25 protein-coding genes are annotated in these 22363 nt (G+C 72.8%); 13 read left to right on the forward strand and 12 right to left on the reverse strand.

All coding sequences use genetic code 11. From position 1 onward, the window contains the following. The 5 genes from Air01nite_RS12725 to Air01nite_RS12745 all read right to left on the reverse strand — a co-directional run bounded on the left by Air01nite_RS12725 (position 1) and on the right by Air01nite_RS12745 (position 3496). Positions 1-738 carry an ABC transporter permease gene (locus Air01nite_RS12725; protein WP_239090671.1) on the reverse strand — a complete coding sequence of 246 codons (738 nt, stop codon included), beginning with the start codon at positions 736-738 and terminating at the stop codon, positions 1-3. A 13-nt stretch (positions 739-751) separates the two neighbouring features. Beyond that, complete coding sequence (locus Air01nite_RS12730; RefSeq protein ID WP_203702223.1) at positions 752-1531, reverse strand: hypothetical protein; 780 nt, start codon at positions 1529-1531, stop codon at positions 752-754. Beyond that, complete coding sequence (locus Air01nite_RS12735; protein ID WP_203702224.1) at positions 1492-1668, reverse strand: hypothetical protein; 177 nt, start codon at positions 1666-1668, stop codon at positions 1492-1494. Before Air01nite_RS12735 ends, Air01nite_RS12730 begins: the two co-directional genes overlap by 40 nt. 80 nt (positions 1669-1748) lie before the next feature. Then, positions 1749-2951: an MFS transporter gene (locus Air01nite_RS12740; RefSeq protein WP_239090672.1), complete on the reverse strand. Its 1203-nt coding sequence runs from the start codon at positions 2949-2951 to the stop codon at positions 1749-1751. Beyond that, positions 2948-3496: a Chromate resistance protein ChrB gene (locus Air01nite_RS12745; protein WP_203702225.1), complete on the reverse strand. Its 549-nt coding sequence runs from the start codon at positions 3494-3496 to the stop codon at positions 2948-2950. The genes Air01nite_RS12740 and Air01nite_RS12745 overlap by 4 nt, the downstream gene beginning before the upstream one ends. A 62-nt stretch (positions 3497-3558) precedes the next feature. On the opposite strand from Air01nite_RS12745, the gene Air01nite_RS12750 reads away from it, so the two are divergent. Further along, positions 3559-4143 (forward strand): hypothetical protein, encoded by a 585-nt coding sequence (locus tag Air01nite_RS12750; RefSeq protein ID WP_203702226.1) that lies wholly within the window; start codon positions 3559-3561, stop codon positions 4141-4143. A 10-nt stretch (positions 4144-4153) separates the two neighbouring features. On the opposite strand, the gene Air01nite_RS12755 is transcribed toward Air01nite_RS12750, so the two are convergent. Then, positions 4154-6913 (reverse strand): AfsR/SARP family transcriptional regulator, encoded by a 2760-nt coding sequence (locus Air01nite_RS12755; protein WP_203702227.1) that lies wholly within the window; start codon positions 6911-6913, stop codon positions 4154-4156. A gap of 153 nt (positions 6914-7066) precedes the next feature. Here Air01nite_RS12755 and Air01nite_RS12760 point away from each other — a divergent pair, with 153 nt between their 5' ends. After that, a complete protein-coding gene (locus Air01nite_RS12760) occupies positions 7067-7495 on the forward strand; it encodes a hypothetical protein (protein WP_203702229.1) in 429 nt (142 codons plus the stop codon). Here the strand turns inward: Air01nite_RS12760 and Air01nite_RS12765 are convergent. Beyond that, positions 7492-8073, reverse strand: coding sequence for a CGNR zinc finger domain-containing protein (locus tag Air01nite_RS12765; protein WP_203702231.1), 582 nt, complete (start codon positions 8071-8073; stop codon positions 7492-7494). The genes Air01nite_RS12760 and Air01nite_RS12765 overlap by 4 nt on opposite strands. A gap of 67 nt (positions 8074-8140) precedes the next feature. Here Air01nite_RS12765 and Air01nite_RS12770 point away from each other — a divergent pair, with 67 nt between their 5' ends. After that, positions 8141-8530 (forward strand): RidA family protein, encoded by a 390-nt coding sequence (locus Air01nite_RS12770; protein WP_203702233.1) that lies wholly within the window; start codon positions 8141-8143, stop codon positions 8528-8530. On the opposite strand, the gene Air01nite_RS12775 is transcribed toward Air01nite_RS12770, so the two are convergent. Continuing rightward, a complete protein-coding gene (locus tag Air01nite_RS12775) occupies positions 8531-9415 on the reverse strand; it encodes a DUF5996 family protein (RefSeq protein WP_203702235.1) in 885 nt (294 codons plus the stop codon). It lies immediately after the preceding gene. A gap of 18 nt (positions 9416-9433) precedes the next feature. Then, positions 9434-12160 (reverse strand): hypothetical protein, encoded by a 2727-nt coding sequence (locus Air01nite_RS12780; protein WP_203702237.1) that lies wholly within the window; start codon positions 12158-12160, stop codon positions 9434-9436. A gap of 72 nt (positions 12161-12232) precedes the next feature. Between Air01nite_RS12780 and Air01nite_RS12785 the strand changes: the two genes are divergently transcribed. From Air01nite_RS12785 to Air01nite_RS12795, 3 genes are read left to right on the forward strand one after another with little or no spacing between them, the layout of a single operon-like run. Beyond that, positions 12233-12511 carry an ArsR/SmtB family transcription factor gene (locus Air01nite_RS12785; protein WP_203702238.1) on the forward strand — a complete coding sequence of 93 codons (279 nt, stop codon included), beginning with the start codon at positions 12233-12235 and terminating at the stop codon, positions 12509-12511. Beyond that, positions 12511-12900, forward strand: coding sequence for a VOC family protein (locus Air01nite_RS12790; RefSeq protein ID WP_203702273.1), 390 nt, complete (start codon positions 12511-12513; stop codon positions 12898-12900). Before Air01nite_RS12785 ends, Air01nite_RS12790 begins: the two co-directional genes overlap by 1 nt. Beyond that, positions 12901-13380: a RidA family protein gene (locus Air01nite_RS12795; RefSeq protein ID WP_203702240.1), complete on the forward strand. Its 480-nt coding sequence runs from the start codon at positions 12901-12903 to the stop codon at positions 13378-13380. A gap of 6 nt (positions 13381-13386) precedes the next feature. Here the strand turns inward: Air01nite_RS12795 and Air01nite_RS12800 are convergent, their stop codons facing one another. Beyond that, a complete protein-coding gene (locus tag Air01nite_RS12800; RefSeq protein ID WP_203702242.1) occupies positions 13387-13839 on the reverse strand; it encodes a carboxymuconolactone decarboxylase family protein in 453 nt (150 codons plus the stop codon). A gap of 119 nt (positions 13840-13958) precedes the next feature. On the opposite strand from Air01nite_RS12800, the gene Air01nite_RS12805 reads away from it, so the two are divergent. After that, positions 13959-14828, forward strand: coding sequence for a sigma-70 family RNA polymerase sigma factor (locus Air01nite_RS12805; protein WP_203702243.1), 870 nt, complete (start codon positions 13959-13961; stop codon positions 14826-14828). Here Air01nite_RS12805 and Air01nite_RS12810 read toward each other — a convergent pair. Next, entirely contained in the window at positions 14788-17508 is a 2721-nt protein-coding gene (locus Air01nite_RS12810; RefSeq protein WP_203702244.1) for an AAA family ATPase, read from the reverse strand. The two genes, Air01nite_RS12805 and Air01nite_RS12810, sit on opposite strands and share 41 nt — an antisense overlap. A 111-nt stretch (positions 17509-17619) precedes the next feature. Here Air01nite_RS12810 and Air01nite_RS12815 point away from each other — a divergent pair, with 111 nt between their 5' ends. From Air01nite_RS12815 to Air01nite_RS12840, 6 genes are read left to right on the forward strand one after another with little or no spacing between them, the layout of a single operon-like run. After that, complete coding sequence (locus tag Air01nite_RS12815) at positions 17620-18339, forward strand: SDR family oxidoreductase (RefSeq protein WP_203702245.1); 720 nt, start codon at positions 17620-17622, stop codon at positions 18337-18339. 19 nt (positions 18340-18358) lie between these two features. Further along, positions 18359-19222, forward strand: coding sequence for a DUF427 domain-containing protein (locus Air01nite_RS12820; protein ID WP_203702246.1), 864 nt, complete (start codon positions 18359-18361; stop codon positions 19220-19222). Positions 19223-19233: 11 nt separating this feature from the next. After that, positions 19234-19950: an SDR family oxidoreductase gene (locus tag Air01nite_RS12825; protein WP_203702247.1), complete on the forward strand. Its 717-nt coding sequence runs from the start codon at positions 19234-19236 to the stop codon at positions 19948-19950. 54 nt (positions 19951-20004) lie between these two features. Continuing rightward, the gene (locus Air01nite_RS12830; protein ID WP_239090673.1) at positions 20005-20838 is read left to right on the forward strand and encodes an alpha/beta fold hydrolase; all 834 of its coding nucleotides are present in this window, start codon (positions 20005-20007) and stop codon (positions 20836-20838) included. Next, a complete protein-coding gene (locus Air01nite_RS12835) occupies positions 20835-21698 on the forward strand; it encodes an alpha/beta fold hydrolase (RefSeq protein WP_203702250.1) in 864 nt (287 codons plus the stop codon). The genes Air01nite_RS12830 and Air01nite_RS12835 overlap by 4 nt, the downstream gene beginning before the upstream one ends. A gap of 52 nt (positions 21699-21750) precedes the next feature. After that, a complete protein-coding gene (locus Air01nite_RS12840) occupies positions 21751-21933 on the forward strand; it encodes a hypothetical protein (protein ID WP_203702252.1) in 183 nt (60 codons plus the stop codon). A 79-nt stretch (positions 21934-22012) separates the two neighbouring features. Here the strand turns inward: Air01nite_RS12840 and Air01nite_RS12845 are convergent. Next, the coding region (locus tag Air01nite_RS12845) for a hypothetical protein (RefSeq protein ID WP_203702253.1) at positions 22013-22363 on the reverse strand (351 nt) is incomplete at its 5' end.

The raw sequence follows: 22363 nt of genomic DNA on the forward strand, positions 1-22363 counted from the left end.
TCATCGACCGATCGCGCCGCGGGCCACGAGCTCGACGGTCAGCACAGCGGCGATCGTCTCGACGGCGAGCAGACCGACGAGGACCAGCAACTGTGCGGCGCCGGCCTCGACGGGGCTCGCGCCGCCGAGCAGGACACCGACGAACGCGCCCGGCAGCGTCACGAGCCCGACGGTCCGGGTCTGGTCCAGTGCCGGCACGAGCGCCTCGGAAGCGCTCGGCCGGCAGAGCTCCAGCGCGGCGTCCCGGTCGGAGAAACCGAGCGCGAGCGCCGCCTCGAACTCGCCGCGCCTGGTTCGCAACGTCTCCAGGGCGCGGCGCCCGGCCAGCGACGTCGCGGTCATCGCGCCACCGATCAGGATGCCGGCGATCGGCACGACGGCGATCGGCGTGGTCGGCACGGTCCGGGACAACAGCACCAGCGCCAACACGGGCGCGACGCCGGCGAGGATCGGCAGGGCGACGACGGGCGAGCGGCGCCCGAGGCGGCCGCCGGAGGTGAAGGCGGCGATCGTCAGCATCGACGCCACGAACACCGCGGTCAGCCCCCACGACCGCAGCACCGCGATGACCAGCAACGAGATCGCCGCGAGCTGCACGACCGCCCGCACACTGGCGACGACCAGCGGTCGGCCGATATCCAACCGCGCGACCACCGCCACGGTGACCGCCACACATACCAGCACCGCGAGCACAACGGCGTACGTGACCGACAGCGTGACGGTGGCCTGCGAAGACAATTCGCTCCCCACTCTAGGAACCGACGCGTTCCCACAACTGGCTCGTGGCGGACTTACGGTACGTCCAGTCGCGCGTGCCGCCGGCCGTCGTGACGGTCACCGTCACCACAGCTCCGCGGGCCTTCGCGCGGTCGATGCTGACGACTCCTTCGGTGCCTGACCGGAGCACCTCCTCGCCCAACGGATAGTCACCGTCCTGATAGAACCGCTGGAGGGTCTGCGAGACCTCGCCGCTGGGCGAGCGCAGCGTGAGGATGGCGAACGCCTCGGTGTCGACGAACGACACGGGGCCGACGCTCACGCTGTAGCGGGTCCTGTCCTTGGTCGCGTCCTTGTAGTCGTTGAGCAGGTCCGCCTCGCCAACCCCGTCGACGGTCTTCACGCAGTAGAGATTCGTCTGGTCGGGATTCGAGCGGCCCATGTTGAAACCGGCGTTGCGGAAGTCGATCTCGCGGAAGTTCGTGGGCGGCTTCGTGAACTCGGTCGGACCGTCCACCTGGCGGAAGGCGCCATCCAGGTACGCGTACCCGCGCACCTGGCGATCGCAGGGCGGATTCCCGTCGGACTGGTACGGGCCGAAGACCGTGACCCGGACGACGCCGTTGTCGACAGCGACGGTCTCGCTCGTGAAGGGAGCGGTCACGTTCTGGTCGAGCACGAACCCCAACGGGCTCAGCGAGCCGTCCCCGGCGACCTTCAGCGCCAGCAGTTGGGTCGGGTGCACGGACCCGTCGTTCTCACACTTGAGAGTCGTCACCAACTCGTCGCCGGGCTTGCCGTCGAGGTCGGCCATGATCGACGGAAGAGATAGGCGTAGAGCTGCGACCTGAGAACGTCGAACTTCGCGGCATAGAACTCGTCGAAATCGCGATGTTCGTACGTCGTCGAGGCGCTGGTTGCGGCCGCGGCAGCGGGCATCACTGCGGTCACGTGTCCTTCCTCCCCGTGCTGCCGCCCTTGTGGGCAGGCGAGGCGAACACGTGCGACCCCACCGATGGGTTGCGTGCGGGTCAGACGCGCTCGCCGGTGACCGTAACGGCGCCGCTGTCGCGCGGACGGTGGCGGCCGGCCGCGGTCAACGACGCGCCGACGGCGAGCAGGGCGGCGAGCACCGCGAACCCGTAGGGGAGGGCGGCCACGGAGGCGACGCCGGCGACGAGCAGCGGGCCGCCCGCGTCGCCGAGCTCGCGGCCGAGCTCGGCGGTGCCCATGGTCTGGCCCAGGCGTTCGGCCGGCGCGCCGGCGGCGAGAGCAGCGAAGCCCACCGGCGTGACCAGCCCGGTGCCCACGCCGATCAGCGTGGCGGCGGAGAGCACGCCGGCGAGGCCCGGCAGCGTCGCACACGCGAGGCCGGCCGCGGTGACCAGCAGGCCGGCGGTCAACCCGGCGCGGGTGGTGATGCGTCCGTCGTCGAGGGCGCGGCCGGCGCGCGGTTGGACGAGGGCGGCGCAGGCGGCCAACAGGGACACGGCGGCGCCGGTGGCGATCGTGCCGAGCCCGGCGGCCCGGCCGCTGACCGGCAGGAAGCCTACGCCGACCGACAGCGCGGCCGTCGCGGCGGCCAGTGCGCTCGTCGGGGCGAGGAACGCCCGGTTGGTCAGCCGGCGGGCGAGGTCGACCACCGTCTGCCGGGTCTTCGGCAGCGGCGGCACGACCGGCACGGCGAGCGCACCCCACACGGCGACCGCCACGCCCAGCACGGCGAGCACGAGGAACAGGAGCCGCAGGCCGCCGGTCCAGACCAGGAGCCCGCCGAGCAGCGGGCCGAGCGTGTAGCCGATCGACTTGTAGAAGCCGTACGAGCCGTACACCCGGCCGTGTTTCGCCGCGGGGTTGAGCCGGGCGACCAGCGCGGAGGCCGAGGGGGAGAAGGCCGAGGCGGCGGCGCCCTGGCCGAGGCGGGCGGCCCACAGCCACGACGGGCTGTCGGCGACCACGAAGAGGGCGGACGCGGCGGCGAACGCGACGAGGCCGCCGAGCAGCACCGGTCGGGCGCCGATCCGGTCGGCGAGGCTGCCGAACAGGGGCTTGAGCAGCACCTCGGCGCCGTCGTAGAGCGCGAGCAGGCCACCGAGGACCAGCAGCGAGGTGACCGCGTCGTGGCCGAACGCGCCGAGGTTGGCGGCGATGCCGTGCGCGCCGAACGCCGTGGTGAAGCCGGCCGCGTACAACGGCCACATCTGCCGGGCGGGCGCCGCACGCGCGCCCGTCATGGCTGTCTCTCGTGCAGCGCGTCGAAGACGCGCTCGGCGTAGCGCTCGCAGGCGGCCACGCAATCCTTGAGGCGCCTGGTGGCTTCGGCGGCCTCCGGCGCCACGAACACGTCGCGGGCGGTGAGGTCGCGGTGCCAGCGGCGCAACCGGTCGAGCGACTGCTCCTCTTCCTCGAGCTCCGCCAAGGTGAACTTGGCGACCCGGATCTCCTTGGCGAGCTCGTCCTCGAACTTGCCGCAGTCGGCCAGGAACTCCGCCCAGTCGGCCGAGCGTGCGGCGGTGAACAGAGCGCCCAACCGGTCGGCGTCCTGCGGGCCGCGCCCGGTCGCGTGCAGGGTCATCGGCTGGCCGCCGGCCTGCTCGGTGAGGGTGACGGCCCGGGCGATGCCAGCGCTGAACACCGGGACGTCCGGCACGCCCCAGACGCCCTGGCCGAGCGAGATCGCGCCGATCTTGCGCAGCTCACGCCACACCGCGACCCGATGCCGGGACGGCGTCGCGGGCACCTTCAGCACGAGAAGCAACCAACGACCGGAGTGCGTCACATATCCAACTGTAGCAGCGGTTACATATGATCTTGCAGTCGCGCGGCGGAAAAGGTGGGGAGATGATCGACTACGACGCGATCGTCGCCGAGGTGCGGCGCCTCGACGACTGGCGGCAGCGGATGTTCGCGGGCGCGTGCGCGGCCCGGCTCGCCCCGATCGTCGACGCGATCGCATCGGCGGAGACGGCCGCGCGGTTCCACGAGGGAGTGCGCGCGGTGCTCACCGACGCGCCCGGCGAGGTGCGCGCGATGGTCGCCGACAGCCTCGACGCGGCCCCTGAGCTGGCCACCGCGCACTCCGACGAGATCGAGTACTGGCCGAAGCTGGCCGTGGTCCTGGTGACGACGGCGCTGCGGGCCGGGACGTCGCGCGACCCGGGCGACATCGGGCGGCGCGCCTGTTCGCTCTCACTCGAGCTGATGGAAGGCGTCGACACGATGTTCGACCACGTCCTGCGGGCGGGCCCGCAGGAGCGGGCGGAGCGGGACACGCAGGTCCGCGCGATCGAGGTCCTCCGCACGGCGTCGAACCCGGCCGACGCGGGCCGGCGGATGGCGGGCCTCTCCGCGCCACGCGTGCAGCAACTGGCCGCGGTCGTCCCGGAGTTCGTGGCGATCGGCACCGCGACGTCCGTCACCCGCTGACGAGATCCGGTCAGGATCCGGAAAGCTTGGTGCGGACCGCGTCCTGGTCCGGGTGGCCGAGGTGTTCGAGGATGGCGAGGGCGCTCCGCCAGGCCGCGCGCGCGGCATCCGGGTCGCCGCCGGCGCGCAGGGCGTCGCCGAGGCGGGTGAGCGTGTCGGCCTCGTTGTAGCGGTCGCCGACCTCGCGCCACAGTCCGATCGCGGTGCGGTAGCTGTCGACGGCCTCGCTGTGGTCACCGAGTCCATAGTGGATGTAGCCCAGGCTGTCCCAGGTGTTGGCCTCGCCGTAGCGGTCGGCGGCGCGGTGATGGATGTCCAGCGCGGCCAGGCAGCTCGCGAGCGCCGATTCGTACTCGCCGAGCAGCGCCTGGTACCAGCCTGCGTTGTTGAGCGCCCGGGCCTGCATGACCGGCTGGGCGGCGCGGTCGAACAGGCGCACGGCGTGTTGCGTTTCCGCGAGCGCGGCCCGGTGCGCGCCCTGCCGGCCGAAGATCCGGGCGCGCGCGTTGTGCGTGTGCGCCTGGCCGGCGTCGTCGCGCAGGTCGCGGTAGGCCCGCAACGCCGTGTCCAGCTTCGCGTGCGCCTGCTCGTAACGGCCGAGCTGGGCCAGGGCCAGACCGATGTTGCGGTACGAGAACGCCGCGCCCGACCGGTCTCCCGCGCGGGTCGCCGATGTCAGGGCCAGCTCCTGCGTGCGTACCCAGTCTGGCCAATGTCCCTGGAGGTCCAGGTAGGTGGTCATCGCCCACGCGAGCTGCCACGCGAGGTCGTCGAGACCGGCCTCGGCGGCCTGACGGACCGCGTTGAGCAGCACGTCGTGCTCGTCGGCGCACCAGGACAGCGCGGCCTCACGTCCGGCCGGCACCGGAGCGGGCCGGGGTGACGGTGCGGTCAACGGCACCGGGTCGCGGTGGGGATAGAGCGTCCGATCCGCGGCGTACGCCGTGTGCAGGTAGAACCCGAGCAACCTGCTGACCGCCGCGTCGCGCGCGGCCCCGTCGTCGTGCTCGACCTGTTCGGCCGCGTAGCCGCGGACCAGGTCGTGGAACGCGTACCGGCCAGGTCGGTGCTCGCTGAGCAACCCGGCGCCGGTGAGCCTGGTCAACAGCTCCCGGGCGGCCTCGACCGGCACGTCGACCAGGCTCGCCGCGGCCGGCGCGGTGAAGTCGGGTCCGGGATGCAGCCCGGCGAGCCGGAACAGCGCGGCGGCGCCCGGTGGGAGCACGCGGTACGACCACGAGAACACGGCACGGACGTCGGTCGCCGGATCGTCGCCCGCGAACGCGTCCAGACCTCGGCGAGCCGCGCGCAACTCGTCGGCGAGCGTCCGCAGCGGCGCCGACGGCTGGGTCGCCGCCCGGGCCGCCAGGATCGCCACCGCGAGCGGGAGCCGGCCGCACGCCGCGACGATCTCGTCGACGGCCGTGGGGTCGGCCTCCACGCGCTCGCGGTCGAGTCGGCGGGTGAGCAGCTCGCGCGCCTCGGAGGGGCTCAGCACGTCGACGACCAGGGGCTGGGCGCCCTCGCCCGCGACCAGGCCCGGCAGCGTGTTGCGGCTGGTCACCAGGACCATCGCGGTGGGCGTGCCGGGAAGCAGCGGCCGGACCTGCTCGGCCGACCCGGCGTTGTCGACGATGACCAGGACGCGCCGGCCGTCGACCAGGCTCCGGTAGAGACCGATCTGCGACTCCAGACTCGCCGGCACCCGGTGTGGTGGCACGTCGAACGCTTCGAGGAACCCGCGGAGCGCCTCGGTGGGCCGCAGCGGCGGGCCGGTCGGGTCGAAGCCACGGAGGTTGACGTAGAGCTGCCCGTCCGGGAAGTGCCGCCGGGCACGGTGCGCCCAGTGCACCGCCAGCGCGGTCTTCCCGACGCCGGCCATGCCCGACACCGCGCAGACGACGACCGTGTTGGGCTCGTCGCCCGCGGTGGCCAGCGCGGCGTCGAGGGCGGCCAGGTGAGAAGCGCGTCCGGTGAACCCCCGCACGTCCAGCGGAAGCTGCGCGGGCGTCGCGGGCGAGGATGGTGGCCGGCCGTCACCGCGCAGGATCGCCTGGTGCACCGCCCGCAACGCGGGGCCTGGATCGACACCGAGCGCCTCGGCGAGGTGCTGCCGGGTCACCGCGTAGCGGTCGAGCGCCTCGGCCGACCGGTTCGCCGCGTGCAGCGCCCGGATCAGTGCCGCGGCGAGCGGCTCGACCAGCGGGTGCCGGTCGGCCAGTTCGGACAGGGGCGCGATCACGGCACCGGGGTTGCCGAGCCGCAGTTCGACGTCCGCCCAGGCGATCACCGCGTCGTGGTGCTCGCGTTGCCAACCCGCGCGGGTGCGCGCGGCCCAGTCGCCCGGCACCCCGGCCAGCGGCTCGCCCTGCCAGAGCGCGAACGCCTCGCGCAGCAGTGCCGCCCGCGTCTCGTCGGCGACGGCTGGTTGGGCGGCCCGCTCCACCAGCCTGCGGTAGCGATGGAGGTCGACCTGGTCGAGGTCGGTCTCGATCAGGTAGCCGCTGCCGCGGCGCAGCACCCGCCCGGCCGGGACGAGGTCGGGCTCCGCGAGGAGGCGTCTGATGCGCGCGATGTACGTGTGCAGGGCCCGCCGGGCGCCGTCGTGGGCCGCGTCTCCCCACACCCGGTCGACCAGTGTCTCGGCCGTCAGCGGCTGGTTGGCGTGGACCAGCAACGCGGCCAGCACCGCGAGCTGTTTGGCGGAACCCGACGGCAACGGGACGCCTCCGGCGTGCACCTCGACGCCGCCCAACAGGAGAAATCGCATGCCGCGCCCCTTGCCTCGCACAGCCTGGCACTGCCGGGTTCCACACGCCTGCAACATTCGCTTGACAGCCGGCGCCGATTCTAGGCATCGACGGCCGCCGAGCCTGTCCCGCATGGACAGACTGGCGGACAACTCCCATGAAGTGGAGAAACGATGAGGCGCAGATCCCCGATATACCGAACGGTCGCGCTGCTCGCGGTCGGCATCACCGCCCTGGCCGGGGTGGTTCTGCCCGCGTCACCCGCGTCGGCCAGGCCGATCGACTGCAGCCTGACGGCGGTCCTCTACCAGAGCCCGGCCGGCCTGCAGGCGAGCGGCCAGGTCTACTGCTCGACGCCCGAGACGTACAACCTCATGGTCTACCTCTACCGGCGCGACTTCCTCGTCGGCACGGTCGTCGCGCAGGCGGTCGTGGGCCGGAACAACTACCAGGGCTACACGACCGCGTACGCCGTGGAGCCCTGCTCCGCCCTGCAGACCAACAAGCAGTACGACGCGAAGATCGCGCTGGACGACACGCGCTTCGGACCCGGCATCCGGGTCAAGGAGATCATCACCAACAAGGTCTGGGGCCACTGCTAGTCGGTGGCGCGGCGGGCGCGCAGGGCGCGGAGCTTGTGGCGGTTGCCGCAACGTTCCATCGCGCACCAGCGGCGGGCGCCCGGGCGGGACGTGTCGACGAAGACCAGCGGGCAGTTGTCGCTCGCGCACTCGCGGATGCGTCCCGCCAGCGGGCCCGACAGCAGGTCGATCATCTCGCGCGCCAGGGTGGACAGCGCCTGCGTCGCGCGTACCGGAGGCGCCCATTCCATGCCCGACCCGGTGAGCCGTGGCCGCAACGGCGGCGCCGACGCGGCCCGGTTGATCGTCGCGATCGCGCCCGAAGGGAGCGGGCGGCTCGCCGCCTGGGCGTGTGCCGCCTCCCAGATCGCCTGGCGGAGGGTCTTGGCCGAGGCCAGTTCGGCGGTGGAGACCGTGCCCGCCGCGGACAACGGCGGCTCCGCGAGCCAGGCCGCCAGGTCGGCGGGCGCGTGCAGGGACTCGAAGACCGCGTACTGGCCCTCGCCGCCCGTGTGCGCGAAGTCCAGGCAGACCGCGCCCGCGTCGAACCAGAACGAGCCTCCCTTGGGGTCGTTCAGGTGCCGTCCGGTTGCGCTCACGACACCACTATAACTAGTGTCGGTCGCGTAACCGCTTTAACCGGTGTCAACGACGGAGGGCCAGATCATGCGCGTACGGCACATCAACCCGGAGGGCCTGCACCGCAGCCCGGCGTTCAGCCAGGCCGTCGTGGTGGAACAGCCGACGAAGACGATCTACATCGGCGGGCAGAACGGTGTCGACGCCGACGGCAAGGTCGTCGGCCCCACGGTCGGTGAGCAGTCCCGGCAGGCCTTCCGCAACCTGGCGACCATCCTCGAGAGCGAGGGCGCGACCCTGGCGAACATCGTGCACTGGCGGATCGCCACGGTGGCGGGCCAGTCCTTCGACGAGGGCGTCGCCGCGTTCCAGGAGGTGTGGAACCGGTCGGACCCGCCGCCGGCGATCACGGTCCACGTCGTGGCGAGCCTGGGCCCGGACTTCCTCGTCGAGATCGACGCCGTCGCGGTGGTGTGACTAGGTGGGCCAGGTGCCCGAGATGGTCGCGGCCCGGTAGGTGTGGTGCAGGAAGTCGCGCAGCATCGCGTCCGGGTCCGCGGCCGCCCGCACCGCGGCGTAGGGGAGCACGAACTCGCCCAGGTCACCGTCGTAGTACGCGGCCGGGCCGGCCGGCTGGTCGCGGTAGCCGTCGGGTTCGGGGTACGCGTACGAGTAGAAGACGCCCTCGTCCGCGCCGCCCGGCCAGTAGCCCGCGCTGGACACCTCGTCGCAGTACGCCTCCCACATGACCCGGTCCGGGCAGTTCGGGACCCCGCCCGGATGCCGCGGTGCCGGGCGCCCGGAGAAGCGGGTCACGGCCAGGTCGAACGCGCCCCAGAAGAAGTGCACCGGGCTGGCCTTGGCCCGGTATTCGGCGCGGAACGCGTCCAGCACCCGGTCCGCCGAGACCAGCGAGGTCCAGAACGCGTGCATGGCCGCCGGGTCGTACGCGTGGTGGATCTCGTCCTGGTCGAACGGCACCACGTCGGGCAGTTCCACGGGCATCGGGTTGATCGGCACCTCGATGCCCAGTTCGGCGAGGTGCGCGCGGTACTCGGCGTAGAAGTCGGCCACGCTGCGCGGCACCAGGGCCATGCGCCGGCGCGCGTTGGTCGTGGTGGTGATGTCCAGCGCGTGGTCGACGAAGTCGAAGGCGATCTCGACGCCGCCGTCGCGGTACGGCATCAACGAGGTCGTCAGGCCCGTGCTGCTGACGTAGAGGGTGACGTTCCACCAGTGGTTGGCGGGCGGGGCGAGCGCCAACCGCGTCTTGCCGACGATCTGGGTCCACAGTTGGACGGTGTCGCGGGTCGGTTGCCAGGCCGCGACCGGAAGCGCGGGCCAGGCGGTGGCTACCTGCATATCCACAACTCTATTTCGTCATTTGGCGGGGTTGGCGCGCTTCTCCGCGGTCGACGGCTCCAGCTGTGCCGGGTCCCCGGTGCCCCGGCCCAGGTTGATCAGCGCGAAACCCGTGCGCAGTTTGTCGCGGAACGTCGGGTCCACGGTGAGCAGCACGTACAGCACGGCCCAGCCGATCGTGAGCAGCCGCGCCCAGTTGAGGATCGTCTCGTTGAACCGTAGCCACGGCTGCGCCACGAGCACCACGGCCAGGGGCAGCCCGGCGAAGAACAGCATGCGCACGCCGTCCGCGACGATCTGCCGCCGGGACCGGTGCCGGACCTGCCGCTCGGGCGGATCGGCCGCCTGGAGCCGGCCCAACGCACCGGTGGCCAGCGCCGCGATGTCCTTGCGGAGGGTCTCCTCGATCTTCCGCCAGGCCCCGGGCGGCGCCGCCACCATCAGGTACTTCAGCTCCCGCAGGGCCGCCGCCGCCCGCCGCCCGCGGTGCCGCAGGACCTCCGCGCTGGCCGGGTCGGCGGCGAACACCGCGGGCAGGTCGGTCTCCAGCCGACTCGCCACCTGTTCGAGCGTCCGCAGCTTGTAGCGGCGCCAGTGCAGGTCGTTGCGCAGCGTCGGGCGTTCGACCTCGGCCAGCACCTCGAGGAGGCCGACGACGGCGAAGCCGCGCGGGTCGGCCCGCTGGACGCGGCGCGCCTGCACCGCTCCACCGACGTTGGCGCCGGCCACCGCGATCAGGCGCAACGCGCTCACCGCCACGACGGCGAGGACGGTCGCACCGACCAGCAGTGGCCACCGGCCGTCGATCCTGGTGACCAGGTAGCCGCTGGCAGCGACCGCCACCATGGCCGGCAGCAGGCGGGTGCGCTCGTCCACCCGCCACAGTGCTCCGACGACGATCGCGGCACACGCGAATCCGACGGCCGCGGACCAGAGGGCGCCGAGGTCGCCCGCGAGCCGCGCGACCACGTACCCGCTGACGATCGCGCCGGCGTAGGTCGCCACCCGGTGGGCGACCACCCGGATCCGCCCCCATCTCAGTTCCCAGCGCGTCTCCTGGAAGGCGAAACGGTCCGGCGCCGCGCGCAGCTCGGCGACCCGCTCCGGCCCGACCACCGCGCCGAGGGTGCGGGCCGTGTCCGCGCACCGCCGCTTCCACAGGTCGAGCGCCCACCGGTCCGAGGCGCCGAGAGCCCGGCGGATGCGGACGAGCGGGCCGCCGGTCCGCCACCATTGCTTCCACCGCAGAGTCCGGGCGAATGAGCCCAGGCCGTCGGCCGGGCCGAAGGCCTCCAGGGACAGCGCGTAGAACCCGAGATCGTCCAGGAGGTCGCCGCGGGCCGCGCGGGCCTCGGCGGGCCGGCCGCCGCCTTCGGCGTACCGGTCGCTGACGGCCGACGCCTCGACGTAGCGGCCCAGCCAGTTGAGGAACGTCAACTCGGCCTGGAGCAGCGACGCCTTCGCGGGCTCCAGGGAGCGGGCCTCCCGGATCCGCAGCAGCGCGAGCTCCTCCTGGTTGTCGAAGTAGAGCGCCCAGCCGAGCCGCTCGAGCAACGGCACGCTCGGCCGATCGGGGTGGTAGGCCGCGGCGAGAGTGCCGGCGGCGTCGCGGTTTTCCTGCGCGCCGGCCGCGGCGACGGCCGCGCCCGCGTCGGCCGCCCGGCCGAGCGCGTCGGCCGCGGGCTCGCCGATCGCGGGCCGGTGCGGGCCGAGCCAGTCGAGCAGAACCTGCTCCTCCCGGCGCCGGCCACGGTCGCGCACGAACCACAGTGGACCCCCGGTGCGCCACCAGCGCCGCCGCCATTCCGACCGGGCGACGCCCGCCGGCCCGTGCGCGTCGACGGCCAGGAACGCCAGTCCCACGGAGAGCAGGATCTTCGCGCGGACCTCGCGGAGCTCCTCGACCAGGGTGCCGGTGTCCAGCAGGGTCCACGCGTCGCGCAGCCGGTCGAGCTCGACCAGCAGGCCGGCGCGCCGCCGGTGGAGGCCGGCGACCAGGGGATCGAGCCGATCGCTGAGCTGCAGGGCCAGCCGGCTGTCACTCAGATCGTCCGCGATGTCGACCGCCGTGGCGATCAGCCGCGGGTGCGCGTCGCCGGCCGCGACCGGCGCCGCCAGGAGCCGCGCGGCGGCCGGCGCGTCGCCGTCGCGGACAAGCTGGTCCGCTCGCATCACCAGTTGCCATGCGGTCCGGTCGCGCCCGACGTCGGCGCACACACCTCGCAGCAACGGCTCGAGCGGACCGGGAGCGTCGCCGACAACGAGCCGGCCCGCCAGCCCCTCCGCCTCGCGCCGGCGCAGTGCGCGGCGGACGAACCAGAGCGGCCCACCGGTCGCCCACCAGAGCCGCAGTCGGCTCCGCCCTCGACTCACGTCCAGCGCGTGCGCGGGAAGGCCGAGCTCCTGGTAGAGCTGGGACAGCTCCCACCGGGCGGCCTCCGCCGGTAGGAGCGCGCTGGCCTCGGCCACCGCGCGGCCGTCCTCGGCCCGGTCCAGCAGCGCCACCCGCCGTGCGGACAGGTTGGAGCGGTCGGGCGCCCAGGTGACCGCGATCTCGAGCAGATCGAGGCCGCGCGCGCTGTGGCCGAGCTGGATCTGCTCCTCACCCAGCCGCCGCACCAGGTCGGCGTCGAGGGGGTCGTCGCCGGGGGCGCCCAGGCCGAGCAGCGCCTCGGCGACCAGCCGGGAGACCTCCGCGGGATCGTCCAGATCGGAGATTGTCTGCAGGAGACGGTCGCGGTCCACGCCGTACAGTCTGTCGCACATCCTCCTCGGCGGCTTGACAGGCAAGCGTCCGCTTGCATAACGTTCTGCGACGTGGGCGACGTCTTCAAGGCTCTGGCCGACCCAACGCGCCGTGCGATCCTCGACGAGCTGACCGACCGTGACGGTCAGACGCTCTTCGAGATCTGTGCGCGCCTGGCGGCCAAGCACGGGCTCGGCTCGTCCCGCCAGGCGATCTCGCAGCATCTCGACGTCCTGGCGGCCGCCGGCCTGCTCCAGGCCAGGCGCGAGGGCCGCTACAAGTTCCACCACATCGACACGACGCCGCTGGAACCCATCGTCGAGCGGTGGCTGAGGAAGGGATCGAAATGATGAGGGTCAACATGGCCAGCGTCCTGGTCGACGACCAGACCAAGGCGCTGCGGTTCTACACCGACGTCCTCGGCTTCAAGGAGAAGACCAACGTGCCGCTGGGCGAGCACCGGTGGATCACCGTGGTGTCCCCGGCGGAGCCGGACGGCGTCGAGCTCGTGCTCGAGCCCGACGAGCACCCGGCGGCCAAGCCGTTCAAGGCGGCCCTGGTCGCGGACGGCATCCCGTACACCTCCTTCGCCGTCGACGACGTCCAGGCCGAGTACGAGCGCCTCCGCGGCCTCGGGGTCACCTTCACCCAGGAGCCGACGGACATGGGCCCCGTGACCACCGCAGTGCTCGACGACACCTGCGGCAACCTGATCCAGATCGCCCACCTGGCCGGCTAGATGCGCATCGAAAGCCGGCTGGCCGAGCTGGGGCTCGAGCTCCCCGCGCCGATCACGCTGCCGCCAGGGGTCACCCTGCCTTTTCCCTGGGTACGGATGTGGAACGGTCGCGCCTTCGTCTCCGGCCATGGACCCCTGCGGCCCGACGGGTCCATGGCCGAGCCGCTCGGCAAGGTCGGCGCCGAGGTCACGGAGGCCGAGGCCTACCAGGCGGCGCGCCTGACCGCCCTGGCCGTCCTCGCCAGCCTCCGTGCCGCCCTCGGCGACCTCGACCGCGTGACGGCCTGGCTCCGCGTCTTCGGCATGGTCAACACGGCACCGGGCTTCACGGGGACGCCCGGCGTCATCAACGGCTTCTCGGACCTGATCCTCGAGCTGTGGGGTCCCGAAGCCGGCGCACACGCCCGCTCCGCGGTCGGCCTGGCCGAGCTGCCCTTCGGCATCCCGGTCGAGATCGAGGCCGAGGTCGCCTACGAGTGAGCGCTGTTACCAGCGGGTCCCGGCCGGGATGCGCAAGGTGGTGTTGATGCGGTTGAAGAAGTTGGTGACCGCGACCATCAGCACCAGGGCGCCGCGCTGGCGTTCGTCGAAGTGCTTCTCGACGGCCGCCCAGATCTCGTCGGTGACCGCGCCCGGCCGGTCGGCGAGCCGGGTGGCGGCCTCGGTGAGCGCCAGCGCCGCCCGCTCGGCCTCGTCGAACAGCGGGTTCTCGTGCCAGGCGGCCACGCCGTGCAGCTTCTCCTGGCTGACGCCGGCCTTGGCGGCGCTGGTCACGCCGGCGTCGACGCAGGCGCTGCACCCGTTGATCTGGCTCGCCCGCAGGTGCACCAGCTCCAGGGTCGCTCGCGGCACGCCGGTCGCGTACACCTGCTGGTAGATCTGCTGGACCCCCGCGGTGATGTCGGGCTGGCTCGCGGCGTCGTGGATCCGGGTTGTCATCGTTCCTCCAGATGGCGGTGGTTGGATCGCCGCTACGACGGCCGGCGACGACGACAGGTAACGCGTTACCTTTCCGGGGGGCGCCGCGTCGTGGTGGTGGGACACCACGAAGGAGCACCATGACCGACCAGTTCGAGGCGCACCGCCCCTACCTGCACGCGATCGCGTACCGCATGCTCGGCTCGCACGCCGACGCGGACGACGCGGTCCAGGAGGCGTGGCTGCGGCTCGCCCGGACCGGCACCGCGGACATCGCCGAGCTGCGCGGCTGGCTCACCACGGTGACCAGCCGGATCTGCCTCGACATGCTGCGCCGGCGCAAGGTCCGTGGCGAGGAGCCGCTGGAGCTCGACATCGACCCCCGTCCGGCCGCCGAGGGCGGCGATCCCGAGGCGGAGGCGCTGCTCGCGGAGTCGGTCGGGTTGGCCCTGTACGTCGTCATGGACCAACTCACCCCGGCCGAGCGGGTCTCGTTCGTGCTCCACGACGTCTTCGAGGTGCCGTTCGACACGATCGCGGACATCCTCGACCGGAGCACCGCGGCCACGAAGATGCTCGCCAGCCGGGCCCGGGGACGGCTGCGGCTGGGCACGCCGCCGGAGCAGGAGGCGGACCGCGGCGTCGTCGACGCGTTCCTCGCAGCAGCCGGCAACGGCGACGTCGCCGCCCTGCTGACGGTGCTGGCGCCCGACGTCGAGCTGACGTCCCGGAGCCCGCAGGGCACCGTCGTCATCCGGGGAGCCGAGCGGGTCGCCAACCAGGCGGCGACGTTCGCGCGCCCGGACGCGGTGGTGCGCCCGGCCCTGGTGGCCGGCGTGCCGGGCATCCTCGTCATCGTCGGCGGCCGGCCGGTCACCGCGATGGGCTTCACGGTCACGGACGGCCTCGTCACCGCGATCCACGGTGTGACCGACCCGGTGCGCCTGGGCCAGCTCGTGCCCTCGTGGGTCAGTCCCGGAGCACCCGGGGGAGCTGCGTCCGCGAGGTGATGCCGAGCTTCGTGAACACCTTGCGCAGGTGGTACTGGACCGTGCGGGCGCTGATGAACAGCCGAGTGGCGATCTCCGGGTTCGACAGCCCCTCGCCGGCCATCCGGGCGATCTGCGCCTCCTGGGTGGTCAGGTGCTGCTCGCCGGATGTCGACCGGGGGTGGGTGCGGCCGCCGGCGGCGTTCAGCTCGCGTTCCGCCCGCGCCGCGAACGCCGTCGCGCCGATGCCCGCGAACAGGTCGTACGCCGTCCGGAGCCGCTCGCGCGCGTCGGTGCGGCGCCGCTCCCGGCGCAGCCACTCGCCGTAGAGCAGGTGCGCCCGCGCGAGGTCCACGCGCATCCGCGTCCGTCCTAGATGGTCGATCGCGGCCCGGTAGTTCTGCTCCGCCTCGGCGCCCTCCGACAGCAGGGCCTGCGAGCGCGACTGGATGCCCAGCGCCCAGTCGGTGCCGCACGCGGTGCGCATGCCGGACATCAGCCCGAAGACGTCCTGGGCGACCGCCGGCTGCCCACAGCGCACGGCGGACTCGACCAGCTCGGGCGCGGGCCAGATCAGGGCACCCGGATCGGCCGCGTACGCCGTCGCCCGGCGCGCCGCCGCCAGCGCCCGCGGGTAGTCGCCGAGGCTGTTGTGCAGCAACGCGTACGCCCACTCGGCGAACGTGAGCCCGACCCCCTCGCCCCGCCGGGTCACGTCGTCCCGCGTCTCCGCGAGCAGCGCGGCACCGGTGTCGGCGTCGCCGCGGAAGGCGGCCAGACCCAGCGCGCCGTAGGGCGCGAGGCTGCCGCCGGTCGCCTCGGTGATCGCGGTCAGCTCGTCGGTGAGCGACGCGGCACCGGCCAGGTTGCCGCTGAACAGCAGCAGGTACGCCCGGGCGGTCAGCGCCAGTGGCAGGTGGCTGAGCACTCCCGCCTCACGGGCCAGGGCCAGGTAACGCGCGGAGAGGGCGTCCCACGCGTCGTCGTCGAACACCCGCAGCGACGAGGTCACCGCCATCCACATGAAGTCCAACTGGTCCGCGCCGGGCGGCCGCGCGCGCAACGCCGCGAGCCCCTCCCGCAGCACCGGAAGCCCGGCCGCGTAGCCGCGGTGGTAGGTCAGTGCCGTCCCGGCCAGCAGGAGGTCGCCGACCGCGGGCAGATCGGCCGGCGGTGCGGCGTGCGCGGCCCGGGCCACCGCGCGCACGTCGCCCTCCGGCGCGGCCATCCGGCCCGCGAACACCGCCGCCGAGAGCGCTTCGAGGTAGGTGGCCCGCGACAGCGCCGGATCCACCCCGGCCAGCCGCCGCGCGGCCGCCAGCAGCAGCGGTGGTGCGTCGTTGCCGCGGTTGGTGACGAACGCCAGTCGCGCCCGCACCAGGTCGGCGTGCGCCTCCTGCTGCTCGGAGAGCGGCGCGGTCTCGGCCGTGGCCAGCAGCTCCAGCGCCGCGTCGAAACCGCCGGTCCGCACCTCCGCCGCCGCGGCGGCCAGTGCCCGCCGGCCCATGTGCCCCGGGTCGGCGGTCAGCGCCGCCGCGCGTTGCAGGAACGCCGCTGCCGCGGCCGGGCCGCCCCGGGCCTGCGCCCGGCCGGCCGAGCGCTCCAGCTCCGCGGCCACCGCGTCGTCCGGCTCCGCCGCCGCTTCGGCGCGATGCCAGGCCTGGCGGTCCGGGTCGGTTTCGGCGTCCGTCGCCTCGGCCAGCGCCCGGTGTGCCGCTCGCCGCTCCAGAGTGGACGCCGCGCGGTAGGCGGCCGAACGTACCAGCGGATGTCGGAACTTCGCCTGGAGTCCGTCGTCGACCAGCCCGGCGTCGACCGCGGCGGCCACGGCGGAGGGTTCGACGTCCCAGGCCCGCGCGGCGCGGGCGACCAACGCGGCGTCGCCCGACGGGTCGGCCGCCATCAGCAGCAGCAGGCGCCGCGTGGCCGGCGGCAGGTCGGTCACCCGCCGCCGGAACCGCTCCTCGACGCCGCCGGCGGCCGGCAGCCCGAACCCGCCCGCGAGCGCGGCCGGAGCGACGTCCCGCGGAAGCTCCAGCAGCGCGAGCGGGTTCCCCCGCGCCTCGGCGACGATCTCGTCGCGGACCCGGGGGTCGATCGGGCCCGGCAGTGCCGCGTCGAGCAGCGTGCGGGCCTCGGCGTCCGGGAGCGGGCGCACGTCGAGCGCGGGGAGGTCCGCGAGGTCCGGTGGCACCGCGCGGTCGGCGAACACCAGGCCGACCGACTCCACGTCGAGTCGCCGGGCGACGAACGCCAGCACCTGCGCCGACTCCCGGTCGAGCCACTGCAGGTCGTCGACGAGGCACACCAGCGGCCGCTCCTCGGCCACCGCGGACAGCAGACCCAGCACGGCCAGACCGACGAGGAACCGGTCGGGCGCGGGACCGGCGCGCATGCCGAACGTGGTGCCCACGGCGTCCCGCTGCGGCGCGGGCAGCCGGTCGACGTGGTCCAGCACCGGCGCGCAGAGTTGGTGCACGCCGGCGAACGGCAGCTCCATCTCCGACTGGACGCCGGCGGCGCGGGCGACCCGGCACGGCCCGACCCGCATGGCCACTTGGTCGAGCAGGGCGGTCTTGCCCACGCCCGCCGCACCGTGCACGACGAGCACCCGGCTCGAACCCGCCCGGACGGCCTTGACCAGGTCGTCGATCACCGCGCATTCGGTGCGACGGCCGGTCAGCTCGGCGTACCCGTGCACGAGCCCACGCTACGCCGCACCGGCCGGCCCGGCTGGCCAGTGGCGGATGCGGGACACAAATGTTTAGCGGAAGGCTTTACCCATTAGCCATTAACGGCCCGGGGGCGCCCGATGACTGGATTGCTGAAGGACCAGACCGTGCTCGTGGTCGGCCGCGGCAGCGGGATCGCGCGGGCCGTGGCGATCGTCGCGCGGGACGCCGGTGCCCAGGTCGTCGTCGCCGGGCGCGACCGGCGCGGGCTCGCCGACGCGTACGCCGGCGAACCGGCCGTCACCACCGAGACCGTCGATCTCACCGACGAGGCCTCGATCGCCGCGCTGAGCGCGCGCCTCGGCACCGTGGACCACGTGGTCTCCACCGCGTCGGCACGGGCCCGTGGTCACCTCGCCGACCTCGACCGGGACGCGGTGCGGCGGTCCTTCGACACCAAGGTGATCGGCCCGCTGATGCTCGCCAAGCACCTGGCGCACCAGATCGGTCCGGGTGGCTCGATCACGCTGTTCTCCGGCGTCGCCGCCGCCAAGATCGCGGTCGGCACGATGGCGGTCGCGATCACCAACGGCGCCGCTGACATCCTGGCCCGCTCGCTGGCGCTGGAGTTGGCGCCGATCCGGGTCAACGCGATCTCCCCGGGCGTGGTCGACACGGGCGCCTGGGACGACCTGGGCGCCGACGGCAAGCGGGACTACATCGACACCATCCGGCGCCGCAATCCCACTGGGAGCATCGGCACCACGGGCGACATCGCCGACGGTGTGCTGTTCGCGATGACCAGCCCCTTCCTGACCGGCACGACGCTGCACATCGACGGCGGCGAGCCACTGTCCTGATTCGTGAAAGGAGCGCACCATGGGACTCTCCTGGCAGCAGGGGCCGCTCTCCGCCCACCCGGTGGGCCGGTTCCTGACCCCGGACCCCTTGCCCGAACGCCTGTTGTACGCGGAGCCGCTGCGCCGCCGCCTGCGAGTGCGGTTCGGCGGTGAGTGGATCGCCGACAGCGAGGACGTCGTGCTGCTGCACGAGCCGGGCCGCTACCCGGTGGCGTACTTCCCCGAGGCCGCCATCGACCCGGGCGTGCTGGAGCGGGGCGACCACGTCACCGCCCACCGCGACCTCGGCCCGACCGAGTGGTTGACCGTCCACCGTGGAGACGCGCTGGCCCGGCGGGCGGCCTGGCGGTTCACCGACCTGCCGTCCTATGCGGACGTGCTGCGCGGGCGGGTGGCGTTCGCCTGGCATCCCATGGAGGCGTTCTACGAGGAGGACGAGCGGATCACGGGCCACGCCGCCGACCTCTACCACCGCATCGACATCCGGCGCACGTCGCGGCACCTGGTGGTGCGCGCCGGTGACCGGGTGGTCGCCGACACGACGGCGCCGCGCGCGCTCTACGAGTCCGGCTTCGCGCCGCGCTGGTACGTGCCCCGTGGCGACATCGCCCCGGCCGCGCTGGAGCCCGTGGAGCGGCAGACGTTCTGCCCGTACAAGGGGCTCTGCAGCTACTACGACATCGGCGGCCGCGAGCTGGCCGCCTGGTCCTACGAGGAGGCGTGGCCAGAGGTCCGGCTGATCTCGAACTACGTCTCGTTCGAGCCCGACAAGGTCGACGTTCACCTCGACGGCAAGCAGCTCGCGCTCGAGCCCGGCCAGAGCGTCGTGCCGCACGGCATCGACCGCGACTTCGACGTCGACGAGGTCCTCGCCAACACCTAGGAGTGATTGTCATGTCCACTTTGGAAGACCGCACGGTCCTGGTCATCGGCCGGGGGAGTGGCATCGCCCGGGCGACCGCGCTCGCGGCCCGGGCGCAGGGCGCCACCGTGGTGGTCGCCGGCCGTGACGCGGCCGCGCTCGACGAGGCGTACGCGGACGACACCGGGATCGTCGCCGAGAGCGTCGACCTGACCGACGAGTCGAGCGTCGAGGCGTTGGCCGAGCGGCTCGGCCGGGTCGACCACGTCGTCTCGACCGCCTCGGCCCGCGCGCGCGGCACAGTCGGCGACCTCAAGCCCGAGGTCGTGCTGCAGTCGTTGAACACCAAGGCGGTCGGGCCGATCCTGCTCGCCAAGCACTTCGCCGGCCGGATGCCGTCGGACGGCTCGTTCGTGCTGTTCTCGGGCGCCACCGCGGACAAGCCCACGGTCGGGATGCTCGCGGTCGCCGCGACCAACGGCGCCGTGGACGCGATCGCCCGGACGCTGTCGGTCGAGCTGGCGCCGATCCGGGTCAACGCGATCTCGCCCGGCACCATCGACACCGGCGCCTACGACGCGCTCGGTGCGGAGAAGAAGGCGGCCCTGTACGAGCAGCGCCGCACCCACGTGCCGGCCCACCGGGTAGGCACCCCGGAGGACGTCGCGGACGCGGTCGTCTTCGCGCTCACCAACACGTTCCTGACCGGAGTCTCGCTCGGCGTCGACGGCGGCGAGCGCCTGGTATGAGGGGGAGTCATGGTTGCCTGTCACCACCGCTACACCACTGTCCACGGTCGACGGATGTTCTACCGGGAGGCCGGGCCGCCGGACGCGCCCGCGGTCGTGCTGCTGCACGGCTTCCCGGCCAGCTCGTTCATGTTCCGCGACCTGATCCCGCTGCTGGCCGACCGCTATCACGTCGTCGCGCCGGACCACATCGGCTTCGGCTTCTCGGACGCGCCGACCGTCGACGAGTTCGACTACACGTTCGACGCGCTGACCGCGCACACGGCGGAGCTGTTGTCGCAGCTCGACATCGACCGCTACGCCATCTATGTGCACGACTACGGCGCGCCGATCGGCTGGCGGCTGGCCCTGCAGGACCCGTCGGCGGTCACGGCGATCGTGACGCAGAACGGCAACGGCTACGACGCGGGCTTCGAGCCGGACTTCTGGAAGACCGTCTGGGACTACCAACGGTCGCCGACGCCGCAGACCGAGGCCGGGATCCGGCAGGCGCTGACGCAAGACATGATCAAATGGCAGTACGTGGCCGGCGTGCCGGACCCGAGCCTGGTCAGCCCCGACGCCTGGATCCACGACTACGAGCTGGTCAACCGGCCGGGCAACGACGAGGTGCAGCTGGCCCTGTTCCGTGACTACGCGACCAACGCGCCCATGTACCCGGCGCTGCACGAGTACCTGCGGGACACCCACGTCCCGGTGCTGGCCACCTGGGGCCGCAACGACCCCATCTTCGGCCCGGCCGGCGCCCGCGCGTTCGCCGACGACGTGCCCGACGCGGAGGTCCACCTCCTCGACGGCGGCCACTTCCTGCTGGAGTCGGACGTCGACGAGGTCGGCTCCCTGATGCACGACTTCCTGGACCGCCACCAGGAGGTGACGGGACGATGACGCTCGCGTATCGAACGACCACTGTGGACGGCGTGCCGGTCTTCTACCGCGAGGCCGGCCCGCCGGGCGCGCCGAAGCTGTTGCTGCTCCACGGCTATCCGGCGTCGTCGCACCAGTACCGGAACCTGATGCCGGCGCTGGCCGACCGGTTCCACCTGGTCGCGCCGGACTATCCGGGCTTCGGCAACTCGGGCGTGCCGGACCCGTCGACGTTCGCCTACACCTTCGCGCACCTCACCGAGGTCGTCGAGGAACTGCTGGAGGGAATCGGTTTCACCGGACCGATGGGCATCTACCAGGAGGGCTATGGCGGCGCGATCGGCAGCCGGCTCGTCGAGCGGCATCCGGACTGGCTGCGGTGGCAGATCATCCAGAACGCCAACGCGTACGAGGAGGGCCTGAGCGAAGCGTGGGATCCGCTGCGGGCGGTGTGGCGGGACCGGACCCCGGAGACGGAGGCGGCCCTGGTGCCGCTGATGGAGACGGAGGGCGTGAAGCTCATCTACACACACGGCCACCGCGACATCGAGGCGCTGAGCCCCGACAACTGGAACATGGACTCGTGGTTCCTGACCCGCCCGACCGCCCGCCGGGCGCAGCTGGACCTGTTCGCGGACTTCGGCACGAACGTGGAGCGGTTCCCCGCCTGGCAGCAGTGGTGGCGCGAGCACCGACCGCCGACGCTGATCGTGTGGGGCCGCAACGACATCTTCTTCGCACCGTCCGCGGGCAAGATGTACCTACGCGACCTGCCCGACGCGGAGCTGCTGGAACTCGACTCGGGCCACTTCGCGATCGAGGACAGCCTGGAGGAGGTCGTCACGGCCATCAAGACCTTCTACGCCGACCGCGTCGCCTAGGGCGTCACCCGGACCTGCTCGCGGCCGTGGTCGCGATCCACATCCTGGTGCGATGACCGCCGAGGACCCCGCCAGCGACAACACGCCTCAAGTCGGGCTGTCGGCCCCTCGCCGGCATAGCCGGCGGTGGGCTGGATCCATGACCGCATCGTGCCGCGACGGCGTTGGATTGCTGTTACTGGCGGAGACGGGCGAACTCTTCAGCCACGCGGTCGAGCTGGAAACGGGCCCCTGATGGCGTTTGGGTTCGGTAAGAGCCACAGCCGCGACGTCCGGCTTCGGGCCGACCACAGCCTTCGGGTCGTCGCCGGCGGCTAACGAGTGTCGATGCCGAGCAGCTCCCGGGCTAGCGACTCGGCTTGCGGGGAGGTCCGCCGCAGGTCACGTACGTTGATGATCACCTGTGGTTCGCCGGACTCCAATGCCTGCTTCATACGCCCGAAGCGGGAACGGACGACTCGGGCACCGACATCGTCCCGTCCGGCTACGCGGGCGAGGGCATTGGTAAGAATGGCCACGGACGACACCAGGACCACGTCCGGGTCCTCCGGCAACTTCACGTTGTCGAACGGAATCTTTCTGAAGTCGACCCCGTCCAGCTGTGCCGCTGAAAGGTCCACGTTCAGCATGGGGTTAGGGTCCGGCTTCTCGTCGCCGACGACACA

It is taken from the genome of Asanoa iriomotensis (genome assembly GCF_016862515.1).
Taxonomy (GTDB): Bacteria; Actinomycetota; Actinomycetes; order Mycobacteriales; family Micromonosporaceae; genus Asanoa; species Asanoa iriomotensis.